Here is a 16,539-nt window from a genome sequence, read left to right as displayed (position 1 = left end):
TTACAGCTGGATTAGGGTAAACCGACACTTCTTCAAGTGAAGCATTTTTCTCAATTCCAACTAAAGTTGGGTCTTTAACAGTAATTGAAAATCCTGCAGCAGACTTCAAGTTACCCAATGAATCCATACCTACTGTATCGCAGAAGTAAGAGATACAATTCATTAAGGTATCTGTAATTTGTAAACAAACTACATAAGAACCGAAACTTGCATACTGATGAGAAGGTGTTCTTCCTGAACCAAAGTTTCCATCACCAAAATCCCAAGTGTAAACATGTGAACTTAAATTTGATGAAGTGTTGTATAAAAATACTCCGAATTGAGAAGCAGTATCCTTAACAATTGTATAGCTTGCACTACAAGCACTGTTTGGATTAGTTACCACTACTGGCTTGCAAATTGTATCTCCACATAATGAATCAACTATCATAAGACAAACTGTATAAGTTCCAGCTTGGCTATAAGTATGACTTGGACTTTGCAAATTAGAACCTTGTCCATCACCAAAATCCCAACTAGGGTAATGATTCATGGTGGTACTGTAAGACGAATCCATAAATTGTACTGTCATTCCATTCGTCCAATATTGGAACTCTGCTTGACAATTTTGTGCCTGCACACTGCTAAATGCAGCGGTAAATAAAAAGGCAATTAAATAAGTAAACTTTTTCATAATATAAATTTTTAGTTTGTTTGATAGATTACGCCAACGCATTAAATATAGTTGGGTAGGAATGAGAAAAAATCAAACTAGCTGAAACAAATCGCTCAATATAAGAAGAATAGCCACCTATTATTTTATGAAAAATACTTAAAGTATCAAGTACTCATTTGAACTTTGAAATGATATCTATGCCATATCCCACTAAAACATTATTCTCAAAAAGTGCAGGAAATACAAATAATGGAACTGGTGGCAACTCCTTTTGTTCATCAATATTAATTACAGTGTATGAAATAATTGATTCATCTAAAAAATCAATCACTTCTTGACATTGATGGCAATTGTTACCGATATATAAAATTCGCTTCATTTTAATGCGGTTAAGTTTCGAACTAAAAAGCGGTTTCTTTCCATATAAATCAAGTCTTGCTCTTTTAGCTCATTTAGCACCGTTGTTACAGTTTGACGAGAAGTTGCCGTGAGGTTAGCGATGTCTTGATGAGTCAAATTATGTTTGATCAAGGTTTCTTCACCAACTTTCACTCCATAAGATTCTCCCATTTCTTTTATCAAATCAATCACACGAGTTCGGGCATCTTTAAATATAACTGACTCTAACTTCAGCTCCACCTTTCTCAACTTCTCCCCGATCATTTTAGTAACCTCTAGGCTTAGATCAGAGTTACCACTCATAATTTCTCTCATTTCTTCTATACTTAAAGTACAGAGTCGAGTATCTTTATCCATTGCAATAGCAAAGTCTGTTCTTTTTGATTCTCCAAGAACACCCATTTCGCCAAATACCTCTCCAGGATAAAGCACTGTTTTTAGGATTTCTTTTCCTTCCGAGGAATAGGAACCAATTTTAACCCTGCCTCGCTTCAAAAAGTAGATCACTTTAGATGGCTCTTCAGGAAAATAAATAAATTGATTTTTTTCGGCTGATTTCATAATGGCTCGCTGATCAATTTCAGCCATTTCAACTTCAGACAAATTCTTAAATAAATTTATCTGCTCTAAGTACCACAGTTTTGATTCTGATGCTGCCATTAATTGTATTATTTCTAATTAAAAGTACGCATAAGCCTATTTTGAAACAACATTATTGTATATTTAACATTAAATAAACGTTAGATATGAATCAGCTAAACACCCTTTTTCAAGAACATCACAAACACCTTAGACTAATAGAATCCAAAGATTTAGCTGGAATCGAAATCAACTCAATCATTGAGAACTTTAAGGTTCAAGAAAAATTCTTTCAAAAAACATCCGGTGTTTCTCGCAGTTTAGACCAATTGACAGAAGAATTAAGGGAAGAACATACTGCCATTATTGAGTTATGCAATCAATTAGATGAAGCTGATAATGCTACACAGGCATTGGAGATCTTAAATGTAATGGGACTGTTGATCAAAAAACACATCAGAAATGAAGAACACGTGTATTTTGAAAAAGTAAGAAACCGATTTTCTGAAGAACAAATCAATGGCTTTATAGCGGGGTAAGTTGTCTTTATTAATTGAGATCTAGAGGCCAAATTGACTAATCGCGCAATTTCTGTACAACAATAAATCAATTGTTACATGATACAATTATTCAATTGACCAATTGAGAAGCAACTAAGCCTCCTTCCCTTTGGCCGCCAAAATTGTATTTTTCAATAATGAAACAATTGTCATTGGCCCTACTCCACCTGGAACTGGTGTGATAAATGAAGCTTTCTTAGAAACCTCATCGAATTTAACGTCTCCATATAATTTATAGCCTGACTTTTTAGAACTGTCTGCTTTTCTGGTAATCCCAACATCAAAAATTACTACACCTTCTTTGACCATATCAGCGGTCACAAATTCTGGTTTACCTAATGCCACAATTAAAATATCAGCTGTTCTTGTAATTTCAGCCAGATTCACGGTTCGACTGTGAGTTAGCGTTACGGTGCAGTTTCCAGGATAAGAATTTCGGGACATTAAATTGGCAACAGGTGATCCAACAATAGCACTTCGACCAACAACAACGCAATGCTTGCCATTGGTTTCAATATTGTATCGTTCTATTAATTGCAGAATTCCATAAGGTGTTGCCGGCAAAAATGTTGGTAGATTCAACATCATTTTACCAATATTAGATGGATGAAAACCATCCACATCTTTTTTGGGAGAAATCGCTTCAGTCACTTTCTTCTCACTGATGTGTTTTGGCAATGGCAATTGAACAATAAATCCGTCAACATCATCATCAGCATTCAGCTTATCCACTTCTTCTAATAATTCTTTTTCAGAGGCAGTATCATTCAATCGAACGATGGTGGAATGCATTCCTACTTTTTTACAAGCTTCTATTTTTGCATTAACGTAAGTGATACTAGCTCCATTACTGCCTACTAACACCGCAACCAAATGAGGCACTTTCGCGCCTTTTTCTTTCAAAATAGCTATTTCTGCAGCTACCTCGTCTTTAATTTCTGTTGCTATTTTCTTTCCGTCAATTAATTGCATCGTATTCTACTTATAGATTGATTATGGTTTTCCCGGCATTTTTGGCATATTACGCATCATCTTAGCCATATTCTGTTTATTGCCCATCATGCGCATCATCTTACTCGTCTCGTCAAATTGCTTTAGTAATTTATTCAGCTCTTGCACTGAAGTTCCACTACCTTCCGCTATTCGTTTTCTTCGACTTCCGTCAATCAATTTTGGTTGCTCTCTTTCTTGTGGTGTCATGGAATGTATCATGGCTTCAATGTGCTTAAAAGCGTCATCATCAATATCCATATTTTTCATTGCTTTCCCTACTCCAGGAATCATTCCCATCAAGTCCTTCATATTTCCCATCTTCTTGATTTGACCAATTTGATCCAAGAAGTCGTTAAAGTCGAACTGATTTTTGGCAATTTTCTTATGTAGCTTTCTAGCTTTCTCCTCATCGTACTGTTCCTGCGCGCGTTCTACTAAAGAAACAACATCACCCATTCCCAAAATCCTGTCGGCCATTCGTTTTGGATAGAAAACGTCTAATGCTTCCATCTTTTCTCCTGTACCGACAAACTTGATGGGTTTGTCAACAACGGAACGAATTGATAAAGCAGCTCCACCTCTTGTATCACCATCTAATTTGGTCAATACAACACCATCAAAATCTAATCGCTCATTAAATGCTTTTGCTGTATTTACTGCATCTTGCCCTGTCATGGAATCCACAACAAACAATATCTCTGATGGTTTTATGGCTTGTTTTACAGCTGCAATCTCATTCATCATTTGCTCATCCACCGCCAATCGTCCAGCAGTATCGATAATCACTACATCATATCCTTTGCTTTTTGCATGATTAACCCCTGCTTTTGCAATCTCAACAGGATTTTTATTTTCCTTGTCGGAATAAACTTCAATTCCAATTTGGCCTCCCAAAACATGCAATTGATCTATCGCCGCAGGACGATAAACATCGGCTGCAACAAGCATTGGGTTTTTGCCTTTTTTATTCTTTAAATAGTTTGATAATTTTCCTGAAAAAGTCGTTTTACCGGAACCTTGCAAACCAGCAATCAAAATAACAGCCGGACTGCCTTTCAAGTTGATCTCAGCACTCTCTCCTCCCATCAACGAAGCCAATTCATCATGGGTGATTTTGGTAAACAATTGGCCTGGAGAAACCGAGCTCAATACATCTTGCCCAAGCGCTTTGTCTCTAACACTGTCTGCAAATTGTTTTGCGATTTTATAGTTAACATCCGCATCTAAGAGGGCTCTTCTAATTTCCTTAGAAGTCTCTGCTACGTTAACTTCTGAAATTTGCCCTTGTCCTTTTAGGACTTTAAAGGCTCTGTCGAGCTTATCCGATAAATTATCAAACATTGGTTTTCTTCTTTATTATAAGTTGCAAAATTAACAATTCTGTAAACGTTTGTAAAATCTATTTCTACATCCATTACATCTGCTCTGGAACTTCAATTCCAAGCAGGCTCATACTTCTCTTAATGATGTCTCCCACCATTTTCGACAGTTGGATTCTCATCAATCGAAGTGCTTCCTCTTCTTCATTGAAAATGGATACATTTTGATAAAATGAATTATACACTTTCACCAATTCATAAATATAATTGGCCACTATCGCTGGGCTATGTGTTTCCCCTGCCAATCGAATCGCCTCTGGATAATCGTGAATCAATTTCACCACCTCTTTTTCAGACAAATTCAACTTAACGCTAGAATCAAAATCAATTCCATTCATGTCAGCTTTTCGTAGAATAGACTGAATTCTTGCATAGGTATATTGAATAAATGGCCCAGTGTTCCCAGCAAAATCAACAGACTCCTTCGGATTAAACAACATCCGTTTTTTAGGATCCACTTTCAAAATGTAATATTTCAAGGCACCCATTCCAATTTTATGAAAAAGAACGTCCTTTTCTTCAGCAGCTAATCCTTCCAACTTACCCAGTTCCTCTGAAATATCTTGAGCTGTTGTTTTCATCTCCAACATCAAATCATCGGCATCTACCACTGTACCTTCTCTACTTTTCATCTTTCCAGTGGGTAAATCTACCATCCCGTATGAAAGGTGTTGAATCCCTTTTGCCCAATCAAATCCAAACTCTTGTAACACTTTCGCTAATACTTGAAAATGATAATCTTGTTCATTACCTACTACATAAATATATTCCTCACAATTGTATTCTTTGTGGCGAATGATTGCCGTTCCAATATCCTGAGTCATGTATACAGAAGTTCCATCTCCTCTCAACAGCAATTTATTATCTAATCCTTGATTGGTTAAATCAATCCAGATGGATCCATTATCTTTTTGATATAATTTCCCTTCTTTCAAGGCTTTCAACACTTCTTCTTTCCCAGAAAGATAGGTATCTGATTCGTAATATAATTTATCAAAATCTACTCCCATTGTTTTGTATGTACTAGTAAAACCATCGTACACCCAACCATTCATCTTTTCCCATAGTGTGCGAACAGCAGAGTCATTATTCTCCCACTTTACCAACATATCTTGAGCCTCAACCATAATAGAAGCTTGTTTCTTCGCTTCATCCTCTTCGATGCCTTTTGCCACTAATTCGGCAATTTGGACCTTATATACTTGATCAAATTTTACATAATAATTACCTACTAGCTTGTCCCCCTTCAATCCGGTAGATTCAGGTGTTTCTCCCTTCCCATATTTCTCCCAAGCCACCATCGACTTGCAAATATGTATTCCTCTATCATTGACAATCTGAACTTTTGTTACCTCATGTCCATTTGCTTTTAAAATCTCACTCACCGAATATCCCAAGAAATTATTTCTTAAGTGTCCCAGGTGAAGCGGCTTATTGGTATTCGGAGAAGAATACTCTACCATTATTGGACTTGCAGACTTTGGTGCTGCAAATCCAAAATTAGTCGTGCCCAAAGCAGAAGTTAGAAATTGAGTCCAATATTCAGTGTAAACTTCAAGGTTTAAAAAACCTTTTACCACATTAAACCCACACACTTCTTCCACATTTTGAGTCATCCAAAACCCCAAATCTTCTGCGGTTTGTTCTGGCGACTTTTTAGATGTCCTTAATAAAGGAAATACCACTAGAGTAATGTCTCCATCAAAATCTTTTCGAGTTTTTTGTAGTTGAATCAGCTGATTATTTGCTTCAACATTGTATAATGCTTTTATCGCCGCTTGAGCGCCTTGGTATAAAATTTCTTCGATTGTCTTCAATTGCTATTGTTTTTTCGCTATAATTCGAGTCGTTTCTTCTAAAATGTCAAATGCAGTTTCTGCCATTTTATTACACTTATTATCAAGTGTCGGGTTGATTTCTACCATTTCAAAAGTCACAACTTTTTTACTTTCTAACATGGCATTAATCATTGTTTGAACTTCATCCGGCCTATAGCCATTTTTAACAGGCGTTCCTGTACCATAACTTACTTCGTCTGGATCCATAGAATCAACATCAAAAGAAATATACAAAATGTCACAATTAGCCAATTGAGCTAGTGCTTCATTTACAGAATTCTCCACTCCCTTTTTCCTTGTTTCTGCGACAGTAAAATTTTTAATGTTGTGTTTTTTCATCAAGAAATCTTCCGGAGCTTCGGTATCTCTTACACCAAAGAATATTAAATTCTCCGGTGTTATTTTTGGCGACATCCCTCCAATGGACTTTAGCTCATTCCACTTTATTAAAGTCGTTTCCTTTATCTCGTTAATTTTGCATTCGTCATTATCTACACCTAGAGCTGTAGCCAAAGGCATTCCATGCATATTGCCAGTAGGCGATGTATATGGTGAGTGTAAGTCCCCATGTGCATCAATCCAGATTACGCCTAGTGTTTTATTGGGATAAGCTTTTTTAATACCTGCAATGGTTCCACCTGCACTACCATGATCTGCTGACAATACAATTGGGAACTCTTGATTCATAATAGTTTCACAAACCGCATTACATACATTTTGATAAACTTCGACTAACCCATCGATTCGGATTCCAAAAGGGGTTGGGTTTTCTGCCCAAAGCAAATCGTTTCGATCTGCAATTTTATAAATGGGATAATGCGAGAAATAATTGCTTTTTTTATTTAGAGAGGCAATTCTTAAGGCATCTATCCCCATGCTTGAACCGCGTGTACCGGCAGCAATTTCGGATTTCATTTCCAGTAATCTTATTTTCTCCATATTTTTAAAATCAAGTTATTCTAAATTATATTTTAGTTAAATCTGAATTATTAATTGCCTCAATTCTGACTCAACTATAGATTTGTTGCTAACTTTACTTCCATTATAACAGAATTAAGTTTATTACCCAACTGCATTACATTAGATATTAAATCATAAAGTAACTTAGTTACATTTTTAAACACATGAACAATACATACAAAAACCTTATCGAACAGACGTTTGACTTCCCTCAAGAAGGATTCGAAGTGATCGATAATGAACTTTATTTCCATGACATCTGCCTAACTGATGTCATTAAGCAATATGGAACTCCTCTAAAATTGACTTATTTACCAAAAATAGGTTCTCAAATCAACAAAGCTAAAAGGTGGTTCAATGTTGCTATGGCTAAAAGCAATTACAAAGGTAAATACACTTATTGTTATTGCACTAAAAGTTCGCATTTTTCTTTTGTATTGAATGAAGTATTAAAACACGATACACATTTAGAAACCTCATCTGCTTATGACATTGAAATTATCAACGAATTAAACAGAGAAGGCAACTTATCGAAAGATAGATACATTGTGTGCAACGGTTACAAGCGAACGTTGTATTTAGAAAACATCGTCAAGTTAATTGATGAAAAATACAATGTTTTACCAGTTTTGGACAATATGAAAGAACTGGATTATTACAAAGAACATGTAAAAGGAAAGTGCAACATTGGAATTCGAATCGCTTCTGAAGAGGAGCCTTCTTTTGAGTTTTATACTTCTAGATTGGGTATTCGTTATAAGGACATCAAAAATTTCTATTTGGACCAAATTAAAGACGATGAGCGCTTCGATTTAAAGATGCTTCACTTTTTTATAAATACGGGCATAAAAGATACCTCCTATTATTGGAGTGAATTATTAAAATGTTTGCAGGTATATGGTGAATTGAAGAAAGTTTGCCCTGAGTTGGATTCCTTAAACATTGGGGGTGGTTTACCTATAAAAAACTCTCTTGGATTTGAATACGATTACGAATACATGATTGAAGAAATAATCAATCAGATCAAAGAATTCTGCGTAAAACATCAGATTGAAGAGCCAAACATTTTTACAGAATTTGGGTCTTTTACCGTAGGAGAAAGTGGTGCGTCAATCTACTCTATTATAGATGAGAAAAAACAAAACGATACTGAACGTTGGTATATGATTGACAGTTCTTTTATCACCACCTTACCTGACATCTGGGGAATTAATCAAAAGTACATCATGATGGCGATCAACCATTGGGATGTTCCGCATCAGCGTGTAAATTTAGGTGGATTAACTTGTGACAGTTTGGATTATTACAACTCTGAAGCTCATGAGAACCAAGTGTTCTTGCCCAAATATAACGATGACCCAAAAGTCGCTCCTTTATATATAGGATTTTTCAATACCGGAGCATATCAAGAAGCATTGAGCGGATTTGGAGGAATTAAACATTGCCTCATTCCATCTCCGAAGCACGTTGTGATTGACAAAGATGCAGATGGCAATATAACTACTCGCCTTTTTTCGAAAGAACAAAGTCACAAATCAATGTTAAAGTCGCTGGGGTATTATTAATGGTTCACTTCGACTAAAGCCTGTATTGAGCTCAGTCGAAATGCTCAGTGTGACAAATAGATAATTTATCTCCCTCTAATTTAAGAGTGATTAAAGTATATTTAGTTTAGAAAAAATAGATCAAAATGGAGTTTGTAGAATTTGAAATCAAAGAAAGAGTTGGCTACATTATTCTAAACCGACCTGATAAAAGAAATGCGCTGAATGCGCAATTTGTAGAAGAATTGAAAGAAACATTTAGATCTGCAGAAAAAAATGAAGATGTAAAAGTTATTGTTCTGAAAGCGAATGGTGACGCATTTTGTGCAGGAGCTGATTTAGCATACCTCAAAACCCTTCAATCCAATAGTTATGAAGAAAACTTAGCCGACTCAACGGCTTTAATGGAATTATTTCAACTCATCTATTCCTTAAAAAAGATAGTGATAGCACAAGTTGAAGGCCATGCCATTGCAGGGGGATGTGGATTAGCAACTGCTTGCGACTTTGTTTTTTCAGTTCCTGATGTAAAATTTGGCTATACTGAGGTGAAAATTGGATTTATCCCTGCCATTGTTAGTATCTTTTTATTGAGAAAAATAGGAGAAGCAAAATCTAAAGAGCTACTGCTGTCAGGACATTTAATCGATAGTTCTGTCGCCCACAATTTTGGTTTAGTCAATTATATTTCACCATTAGTCGAAATAGATGAAAAAGTTTTTATATTTGCTCAGAAGCTTTGTTTAGAAAATTCTTCACAATCAATGGAAATGACCAAAAAGCTAATCTCAGATGTGCAACACATGAGTATTTCTGAAGGTCTTACATTGGCAGCAGCACAGAATGCGAAAGCCAGAGAAACAAACGATTGCAAGAGCGGAATTGCTGCATTTCTAAACAAAGAAAAAATTACATGGTAAGGCAGTATAAAATACATGAAGTACTTTTCTTTTCTTCTTTTACTATTCGTCTCTATCCTCTGGGGATGCGATGAATCTAGCAATGACCTCAACGAAGGAGAGATTATTTACTCCATATACTATCCTGAAGAAGATACCAACGGTTTAATGTATGACATGATGCCAAAGGAAATGAACTACACTTTCACGAAAGAAAAATCTAAAAGTGAAATTTCAGCGGCAATGGGTCTTTTCAAATCGGCCTACATCAACGATCTTAAAAACAATCAGCTTTCACAGACTGTAAAAATGTTGAACAAAAAATACCAATCCACTTATACGGATGGCACTTTTGACCGATTAAATCCAAAATTTTCCAACCTCAGTATTCATTTTATAGACGAACAGGATTCCATCCTTGGGTTTTTATGCCATAAAGCAGAATTCTCATTGGATACCAATGGAAAAAAATACACCATTTACTATACAGATGAAATTGGAAGCTCAAACCCCAATTCAGGAACTCCATTCGCTGAGATACCAGGAATCATGTTAAAATACACCGTCGAAAATTTTGGCATTATCATGGAATTTACTGCCGAAACAATACACAAAAAAAAGATCGACACTAGCGATTTTGAGATTGGTGAAGAGTACGCAGTCATCACTCCTGACGAATTGAAAAATCAGATTGAAACTATTTTTCAAAGTGTGCAATAGCCCATTTGAATCAAAACATACACAACCAACATCATACACACTCAATTTACCTCATTTCAAAACCACAAATGTATTGTCAAATTGCAATGCGATTTCTTACATTTGAAGATTGAGAATATAAAGAATGGCGAAGAATCAATTTAAAACTGAACAACCCGAGAGTACGAAAGAAGAAAAGCAACCCAAAGAGAAAAAAGGGAAGCGCTTTTCCGGTCCAAAGAAGTCTTTCAATTCCATCAGTACCTTTATTAAAGATGAACGAACAAAGAATGTAGTTGGATTATTATTTATCCTCCTTTCCGCATTCCTATTGGTGGCCTTCTCTTCCTTTTTGTTCACCTGGGAAGCAGATCAGAGCAAACTAGAACTCTCTATTGGAGAGTTTTTATGGAATCCTGAAATAGTAGCAGAAAACTGGTTGGGTAAATTTGGAGCTGCTGCCGCTCACTTATTCATTTATAAATGGTTTGGAATTGCCTCTTTCTTATTTGTATTACTCACCTTTTTAGTTGGATTTAAAATACTTTTTAAAATATCCCTTCTTCCAATCAGAAGATCATTCAGAATCTCCTTTTTCGGAGTCATATTCACTTCTCTATTGATGAGCTATTTCTTCAATCAATCCTTGTTCTTTTTAGGAGGTGGATTTGGTTATCAAATCAACCAATGGTTGCAAAGCATCATTGGGTTTGTAGGAACCGGCTTCTTTATCATTTTCTCCTTTTTGGCATTTCTAACGATTTCATTCAATATGTCATTTGCAGGGTTATTTAAAAAATCTGCAGATGAAAAGGTGGCAACTGAAGAGGAAATTGACCTTCAAGAAAATGGCAATCGAGAAAATATCATTCGTGCAGCTGAAGAAGAAGCGCAAGCTGAAATGGAGATAGAAGATGAATATTCGGAAGAAGAAATGATGCCGACGATGAAGGAAGACGAAACTATTGAACTTTCTAAAGAAGAAGCTCCTGCCGAAGAAGAAAAGCCTGAACCAGAAGTAGCGAAAGAAGAAGACAAAAACTTTTCATTTGAAGTCGCCATTCCTGAAGAAGAAGCCGCTCCGCAAGCGAAGGAAGAAGAAGTTGGATTAGAAATAGAAGAACCGATAGAAGACGATGAATTATCGGATGATGAGCTAGACAGCCGAGTGGCAGAATTTGGTGAATATGACCCAACATTGGACTTGCCCAATTACAAAACTCCACCAATTGACTTGCTAAAGGAATATGGTAGCGGTTCGATTAAAGTGGACAAAGAAGAATTAGAGGCCAATAAAAACAGAATTGTAAAGACGTTAGAAAATTACAATATAAAAATTGACAGCATTAAGGCGACTGTTGGACCAACAGTAACCTTATACGAAATAGTGCCAGCGCCTGGAGTTCGTATTTCTAAGATTAAAAACTTAGAAGATGACATTGCCTTAAGTTTAGCTGCTTTGGGAATTCGAATCATTGCTCCGATTCCCGGACGAGGAACAATTGGTATTGAAGTGCCTAATCAGAATCCTGACATTGTATCGATGCGATCTGTTATTGCTTCTGAGAAATTTCAAAGCAGTAAATATGAACTACCTGTAGTAATGGGTAAAACCATTTCTAACGAAACTTTTGTATTCGACTTGGCAAAAATGCCTCACTTGTTAATGGCCGGTGCCACTGGACAAGGAAAATCTGTTGGACTTAATGCAGTGCTTGCCTCTTTATTGTACAAAAAGCATCCTGCACAACTGAAGTTTGTATTGGTCGATCCAAAGAAAGTAGAATTGACGCTATTCAATAAAATTGAACGTCACTTTTTAGCTAAACTACCTGATACAGAAGATGCAATTATTACGGACAACCAGAAAGTAATTGCTACTTTGAATTCGTTGTGTATCGAAATGGATACTCGTTACGAATTACTGAAAACAGCTTTTGTAAGAAACATCAAAGAATACAACACCAAATTCATCAAACGTAAATTAAGTCCTGAGAAAGGACACAAATATTTGCCGTACATCGTGGTGGTAATTGATGAGTTTGCCGATTTAATTATGACAGCGGGTAAAGAAGTAGAACAACCGATAGCTCGGATTGCGCAGTTGGCTCGAGCAATTGGAATCCACTTGATCATTGCAACTCAGCGTCCATCTACTAATATTATTACTGGTAGTATCAAAGCAAACTTTCCTGCTCGAATAGCGTTTAGAGTAACCTCAGGAATTGACTCAAGAACCATTCTAGATTCTGGTGGTGCGGAACAATTGATAGGACGAGGTGATATGTTATTATCTAACGGTAGTGATTTAATTCGACTGCAATGTGCGTTTATTGACACACCAGAAGTGGAATTACTAACCGAGTTTATTGGAAACCAACGAGCATACCCAGACGCCTTTTTGCTGCCTGAATACGTAGATGAAAATGGTGGTGGAGCAGCAGGAGATGTGGATTTATCAGACAGAGATGCTTTATTTGAAGACGCGGCGCGAATTATTGTGCAACATCAACAAGGATCAGCATCTTTACTACAAAGAAGATTAAAACTAGGATACAATAGAGCAGGCCGAATAGTAGATCAATTAGAGGCCGCAGGAATCATTGGCCCCTTCGAGGGAAGTAAGGCAAGACAAGTATTAATCCAAGATGAAGCAACTTTGGAACAGTATTTGAATAACATGGATTAAATAAATATAGAAACCTCGATTATGAAAAAATTATTGATAATAGGATTGATTCTGTTTGGTACTCAAACTGCATTTTCTCAGCAAGATGTAAAAGCCAAAGCAGTTTTAGATAAGTTAAGTGCAAAGGCAAAAACCTTTAAAACCATTTCAGCCACATTTATGTATGAGCTGAATAACCCAACGGCAGATATCAGCGAAAAGCAAGAGGGAAGTTTAATTTCTAAAGGTGAAAAGTATAACCTGAATATTGCGGGTCAGAATGTAATTTCTGATGGAAAAACAAAATGGACATACATCGCAGATGCAGAGGAAGTACAAATAGATGATGCTACGCTTGAAGGCGAAGAATCATTAAACCCGTCTAAAATCTTAACCATTTATGAAGATGGATTTAAGTACAAGTACGACAAAGATATTACAGAAAATAGCAGAGCCATCCAAGTGGTAAAGTTATTCCCTGAAAAAGCGGATGAAAAGCCATACCACTCTGCTCTGCTATATGTAGACAAAGTAAAAAACGAAGTCACTAAGATTGAATTGAAAGGAAAAGATGGTTCCAACTACATTTACACCATCACTTCTTTTGAAGTGAACAAAGAGATTCCTGATGCAAAGTTTGTGTTCAACACAGCGAAGCATCCTGAAGTTGAAGTAATCGACTTAAGATAAGACTGAACAACATTAAAATACAAAAGCGACAACTTGATGGTTGTCGCTTTTTTTTGTGGGAGAAATGTCATCTATGAAATTATTATATTCAAAGTAAATTCCCGATCACTAATTCTTTATAAGTTTTTTAGTTTCAATTCCAACCTCACTAAATACTTTTAGGAAATAGATGCCAATATTTACATTTTCTAAATTGATCTGATAACTATTTGATTGATTTAAGTCTTGATTAAAACTTTGGATCACCCGACCTTGAATATCGATTAGTTGGATTTGAATGATCTGTTGATTAGGCATCCACGCTATATTTAAATTCGAGCTAGTAGGGTTGGGATAAATTGAAACATTGCTCAAATTAAATTTCAATTCCTCCAATCCTACACTTATAAAATCACAACTATCTGCTGTTAGATTTCGATAAAACCCAATGGTGGAATCTTGATAACACCTTAATCCTCCTCTGGGATCTAAATCAGACCAGGGCATAAAGAAGAATAAAGCGCCCAAACCTTCTACTGCTCTATCCTCTAAATAGACACCGACGCTGCTACTGCTTAAATGTTGCACCGTACGAGAAACTCCGTTTATTGTCATACTACTAACAGAGTCTACGGAAACAGTTACTGGCTGATTTCGGTCTTGATAAAATGTATAAGATTCTCCCTTAGTTAAGCTAAAATCATAAAGTGTGTCTCTTACCCAATTAAAGGCACTATCCTTATAAAAGAAAAAGACTTGCGAGCCTAAATTTTGAATAAAGTGAGCGGCTTTTCCTCCAACACTACCATTCAAATTATAATGAATTTCTATTAATTTTTTACACGGAAAGTTGTTTATTACAGTATCACTAACTGTTTCTAACGTTGCATAAGACCTATCGTTAGGTGCAACAGTACTTCGTAAGTTATAATGCCCGATAGCACCTACCTGTGAGTAATTTTGAGCAGACACTATTATACAAATAAATACAAAAGTGTTAAAGAGTAATATTTTTTTCATAGGTTTCAATTTAATTGTTTGATTTTATTTTTTTCTTTAAAAAATGCATAGAACAATAATATATAGTATGTTCCCTAATACGGTTAATTAGGAAAAGAAAATCTAACTACTGCTTTACAATTTTCTTAACCTCTACACCCTCTTCCCCAAACACTTTTAGGAAATAGATGCCATTATTTTCATTTTCTAAATTGATCTGATAAATACCAGATTGATTTAAGTTTTGATTAATACTTTGGATCACTCGACCTTGAATATTGATTACTTTGACTTGATTGATCTGTTGATTGGGCAACCATACCAAATTTACCATTGAATTCGTAGGATTGGGATAAACTGCTTGTAGTAATTGGGTTTTAGCACTTTGTTTTTTCTCATCTAGTCCTACACTCATTCCATGAATTCTTATAATTGGCTGGGAAGGTTTTCCATCCCAATATTTAAAATCACCATAAATATAATACCCGCCATTGATCGACTTTTCTATATTGATAATACTTGCAGTCCCCCACTTTACAATTGAGCTGTCTGGCCCGATGAAATTATTGAAGTATTGAGGCTCTAGTTTTCCCGTTGAATCTAATTTCACAATTCCGTTTTTAACATATCCTTGATATATAGAAAATTCCCCTACAACCAAATAACCATTATCCTCTGTTTCGGTGACAACTCCTACTCCCAAGTATGGATTAGCCGTAGTATCTTCTGCACCATTAAAGTTCATAAAAGTAGTATCTAATGAGCCATCTGAATTAAACCGCGCAAGCGTAGTGGTTTTGCCAGGATGATCTTTCAAATGGATGACACCTCCTAGAATAAAGAATTTCCCACTTTCTCCTGTAGGAAGTATACTGTAATTATTATTTCCTGGCACGATTGGATTTTCAAAGGTAGTATCAATGTCTCCATTTAAAAAGATCCGACAAAGGCCATTGACTGTATGACCATCATATTGGGTAAATTTATGATTCAACCCAAACACAAAGATCCGATTGCTATCGTAAGGAATAAAACCAGTTGGCGTATAATTCATCGAATGTTGAAATGTGGAATCATAGATTCCTTCGGGATCTACTTTTATGATATACTGTTTATACAAGGTATCTCCATTATATATGGGCAAACAACTCCAATCATGAGAGCCATGGCTATTCGCAACCAAAGCCGATCCATCTTTGTAGAAATATGGTTTAGCACCATGCATACAAGGTACACTTTCCCGTAAGTTGGAATACAAGTTTGGCTTTAATGGAGAACCATTAAAGTCACTGTGGCGGATGAAAAATTCCTTAATCAGTATTAAAGAAGTATCATTAATGGGATATACTTGCTTTAAATCAGTACCAACCACCCCTTCATAATTGGGGCAGAGTGAACCGGATGGAGTGTAACAGACATTACCTTTAAAAAATTTCCCATTGTGCTGTTGATTAAAATCTCCAACCACATAAATATTTCCATTTTTAGGATCCTCCCATAAATCAAAAACCCTACCACCTGTTGAAAGGTAACTCTGAGTAAAGTCTAAAAAGGGGGTAAAAGAGGAGTCAATAGAAAATGAAGATTGAGCCATAAGCTCAACCTTCATTCCTGAATAAATGAATAAAATAAATAGTAATTGTTTCAATGTAATTTTCATTAGTGGGTCTTTGAGTAGTTGGAACGGTTAGTTTAAAT

The 16,539-nt window shown here is 35.9% G+C and carries 15 protein-coding genes; 6 read left to right on the top strand and 9 right to left on the bottom strand.

All coding sequences use genetic code 11. From position 1 onward, the window contains the following. The 3 genes from ACTB0X_RS06225 to ACTB0X_RS06215 form a co-directional block, all read right to left on the bottom strand. Positions 1 to 673: PKD domain-containing protein (locus ACTB0X_RS06225; RefSeq protein ID WP_463024126.1), on the bottom strand; the 673-nt coding region annotated here is incomplete at its 3' end. Between the two features lie 154 nt (positions 674 to 827). After that, on the bottom strand, positions 828 to 1,034 hold the full coding sequence (locus ACTB0X_RS06220; RefSeq protein WP_463024125.1) for a thioredoxin domain-containing protein: 207 nt from the start codon (positions 1,032 to 1,034) through the stop codon (positions 828 to 830). Then, positions 1,031 to 1,714, bottom strand: a complete 684-nt coding sequence (locus ACTB0X_RS06215) for a Crp/Fnr family transcriptional regulator (RefSeq protein ID WP_463024124.1) — start codon at positions 1,712 to 1,714, stop codon at positions 1,031 to 1,033. The genes ACTB0X_RS06220 and ACTB0X_RS06215 overlap by 4 nt, the downstream gene beginning before the upstream one ends. Positions 1,715 to 1,800: 86 nt before the next feature. Between ACTB0X_RS06215 and ACTB0X_RS06210 the strand changes: the two genes are divergently transcribed. Next, the gene (locus ACTB0X_RS06210) at positions 1,801 to 2,172 is read left to right on the top strand and encodes a hemerythrin domain-containing protein (RefSeq protein WP_463024123.1); all 372 of its coding nucleotides are present in this window, start codon (positions 1,801 to 1,803) and stop codon (positions 2,170 to 2,172) included. Between the two features lie 114 nt (positions 2,173 to 2,286). Here ACTB0X_RS06210 and ACTB0X_RS06205 read toward each other — a convergent pair whose 3' ends face one another. From ACTB0X_RS06205 to ACTB0X_RS06190, 4 genes are all read right to left on the bottom strand, one after another. Next, a complete protein-coding gene (locus ACTB0X_RS06205; RefSeq protein ID WP_463024122.1) occupies positions 2,287 to 3,165 on the bottom strand; it encodes a bifunctional 5,10-methylenetetrahydrofolate dehydrogenase/5,10-methenyltetrahydrofolate cyclohydrolase in 879 nt (292 codons plus the stop codon). 21 nt (positions 3,166 to 3,186) lie between these two features. Continuing rightward, complete coding sequence (ffh, locus tag ACTB0X_RS06200; protein WP_463024121.1) at positions 3,187 to 4,527, bottom strand: signal recognition particle protein; 1,341 nt, start codon at positions 4,525 to 4,527, stop codon at positions 3,187 to 3,189. Positions 4,528 to 4,600: 73 nt separating this feature from the next. Further along, a complete protein-coding gene (gene argS / locus ACTB0X_RS06195; protein ID WP_463024120.1) occupies positions 4,601 to 6,382 on the bottom strand; it encodes an arginine--tRNA ligase in 1,782 nt (593 codons plus the stop codon). A gap of 3 nt (positions 6,383 to 6,385) precedes the next feature. Further along, a complete protein-coding gene (locus tag ACTB0X_RS06190) occupies positions 6,386 to 7,342 on the bottom strand; it encodes an arginase (RefSeq protein ID WP_463024119.1) in 957 nt (318 codons plus the stop codon). Positions 7,343 to 7,527: 185 nt separating this feature from the next. On the opposite strand from ACTB0X_RS06190, the gene ACTB0X_RS06185 reads away from it, so the two are divergent. The 5 genes from ACTB0X_RS06185 (at position 7,528) to lolA1 (ending at position 13,863) form a co-directional block, all read left to right on the top strand. Beyond that, positions 7,528 to 8,928 (top strand): type III PLP-dependent enzyme domain-containing protein, encoded by a 1,401-nt coding sequence (locus ACTB0X_RS06185; protein ID WP_463024118.1) that lies wholly within the window; start codon positions 7,528 to 7,530, stop codon positions 8,926 to 8,928. Positions 8,929 to 9,053: 125 nt separating this feature from the next. Further along, on the top strand, positions 9,054 to 9,827 hold the full coding sequence (locus ACTB0X_RS06180) for an enoyl-CoA hydratase/isomerase family protein (protein WP_463024117.1): 774 nt from the start codon (positions 9,054 to 9,056) through the stop codon (positions 9,825 to 9,827). Positions 9,828 to 9,842: 15 nt separating this feature from the next. Next, positions 9,843 to 10,526 carry a hypothetical protein gene (locus ACTB0X_RS06175; protein ID WP_463024116.1) on the top strand — a complete coding sequence of 228 codons (684 nt, stop codon included), beginning with the start codon at positions 9,843 to 9,845 and terminating at the stop codon, positions 10,524 to 10,526. Between the two features lie 124 nt (positions 10,527 to 10,650). After that, a complete protein-coding gene (locus ACTB0X_RS06170) occupies positions 10,651 to 13,194 on the top strand; it encodes an FtsK/SpoIIIE family DNA translocase (protein WP_463024115.1) in 2,544 nt (847 codons plus the stop codon). Positions 13,195 to 13,215: 21 nt separating this feature from the next. Then, positions 13,216 to 13,863 (top strand): outer membrane lipoprotein periplasmic chaperone LolA1, encoded by a 648-nt coding sequence (lolA1, locus tag ACTB0X_RS06165; protein ID WP_463024114.1) that lies wholly within the window; start codon positions 13,216 to 13,218, stop codon positions 13,861 to 13,863. 108 nt (positions 13,864 to 13,971) lie between these two features. On the opposite strand, the gene ACTB0X_RS06160 is transcribed toward lolA1, so the two are convergent. After that, on the bottom strand, positions 13,972 to 14,862 hold the full coding sequence (locus ACTB0X_RS06160; RefSeq protein WP_463024113.1) for a T9SS type A sorting domain-containing protein: 891 nt from the start codon (positions 14,860 to 14,862) through the stop codon (positions 13,972 to 13,974). Positions 14,863 to 14,968: 106 nt separating this feature from the next. Then, complete coding sequence (locus ACTB0X_RS06155; RefSeq protein ID WP_463024112.1) at positions 14,969 to 16,501, bottom strand: T9SS type A sorting domain-containing protein; 1,533 nt, start codon at positions 16,499 to 16,501, stop codon at positions 14,969 to 14,971. Between the last annotated feature and the right edge of the window lie 38 nt (positions 16,502 to 16,539).

The organism is Acidiluteibacter sp. (assembly GCF_055129545.1).
The sequence above is the reverse complement of the archived record's forward strand: the minus strand, read 5'-3'. Positions and strand labels throughout refer to the sequence as shown.

Excerpts from the sequence above, each read along its gene's own strand:
- ACTB0X_RS06220 (WP_463024125.1), bottom strand. The coding sequence starts at position 1,034 with ATGAAGCGAATTTTATATATCGGTAACAATTGCCATCAATGTCAAGAA.
- ACTB0X_RS06215 (WP_463024124.1), bottom strand. The coding sequence starts at position 1,714 with ATGGCAGCATCAGAATCAAAACTGTGGTACTTAGAGCAGATAAATTTA.
- ACTB0X_RS06210 (WP_463024123.1), top strand. The coding sequence starts at position 1,801 with ATGAATCAGCTAAACACCCTTTTTCAAGAACATCACAAACACCTTAGA.
- ACTB0X_RS06205 (WP_463024122.1), bottom strand. The coding sequence starts at position 3,165 with ATGCAATTAATTGACGGAAAGAAAATAGCAACAGAAATTAAAGACGAG.
- ffh (WP_463024121.1), bottom strand. The coding sequence starts at position 4,527 with ATGTTTGATAATTTATCGGATAAGCTCGACAGAGCCTTTAAAGTCCTA.
- ACTB0X_RS06190 (WP_463024119.1), bottom strand. The coding sequence starts at position 7,342 with ATGGAGAAAATAAGATTACTGGAAATGAAATCCGAAATTGCTGCCGGT.
- ACTB0X_RS06185 (WP_463024118.1), top strand. The coding sequence starts at position 7,528 with ATGAACAATACATACAAAAACCTTATCGAACAGACGTTTGACTTCCCT.
- ACTB0X_RS06180 (WP_463024117.1), top strand. The coding sequence starts at position 9,054 with ATGGAGTTTGTAGAATTTGAAATCAAAGAAAGAGTTGGCTACATTATT.
- ACTB0X_RS06175 (WP_463024116.1), top strand. The coding sequence starts at position 9,843 with ATGAAGTACTTTTCTTTTCTTCTTTTACTATTCGTCTCTATCCTCTGG.
- ACTB0X_RS06170 (WP_463024115.1), top strand. The coding sequence starts at position 10,651 with ATGGCGAAGAATCAATTTAAAACTGAACAACCCGAGAGTACGAAAGAA.
- lolA1 (WP_463024114.1), top strand. The coding sequence starts at position 13,216 with ATGAAAAAATTATTGATAATAGGATTGATTCTGTTTGGTACTCAAACT.
- ACTB0X_RS06160 (WP_463024113.1), bottom strand. The coding sequence starts at position 14,862 with ATGAAAAAAATATTACTCTTTAACACTTTTGTATTTATTTGTATAATA.
- ACTB0X_RS06155 (WP_463024112.1), bottom strand. The coding sequence starts at position 16,501 with ATGAAAATTACATTGAAACAATTACTATTTATTTTATTCATTTATTCA.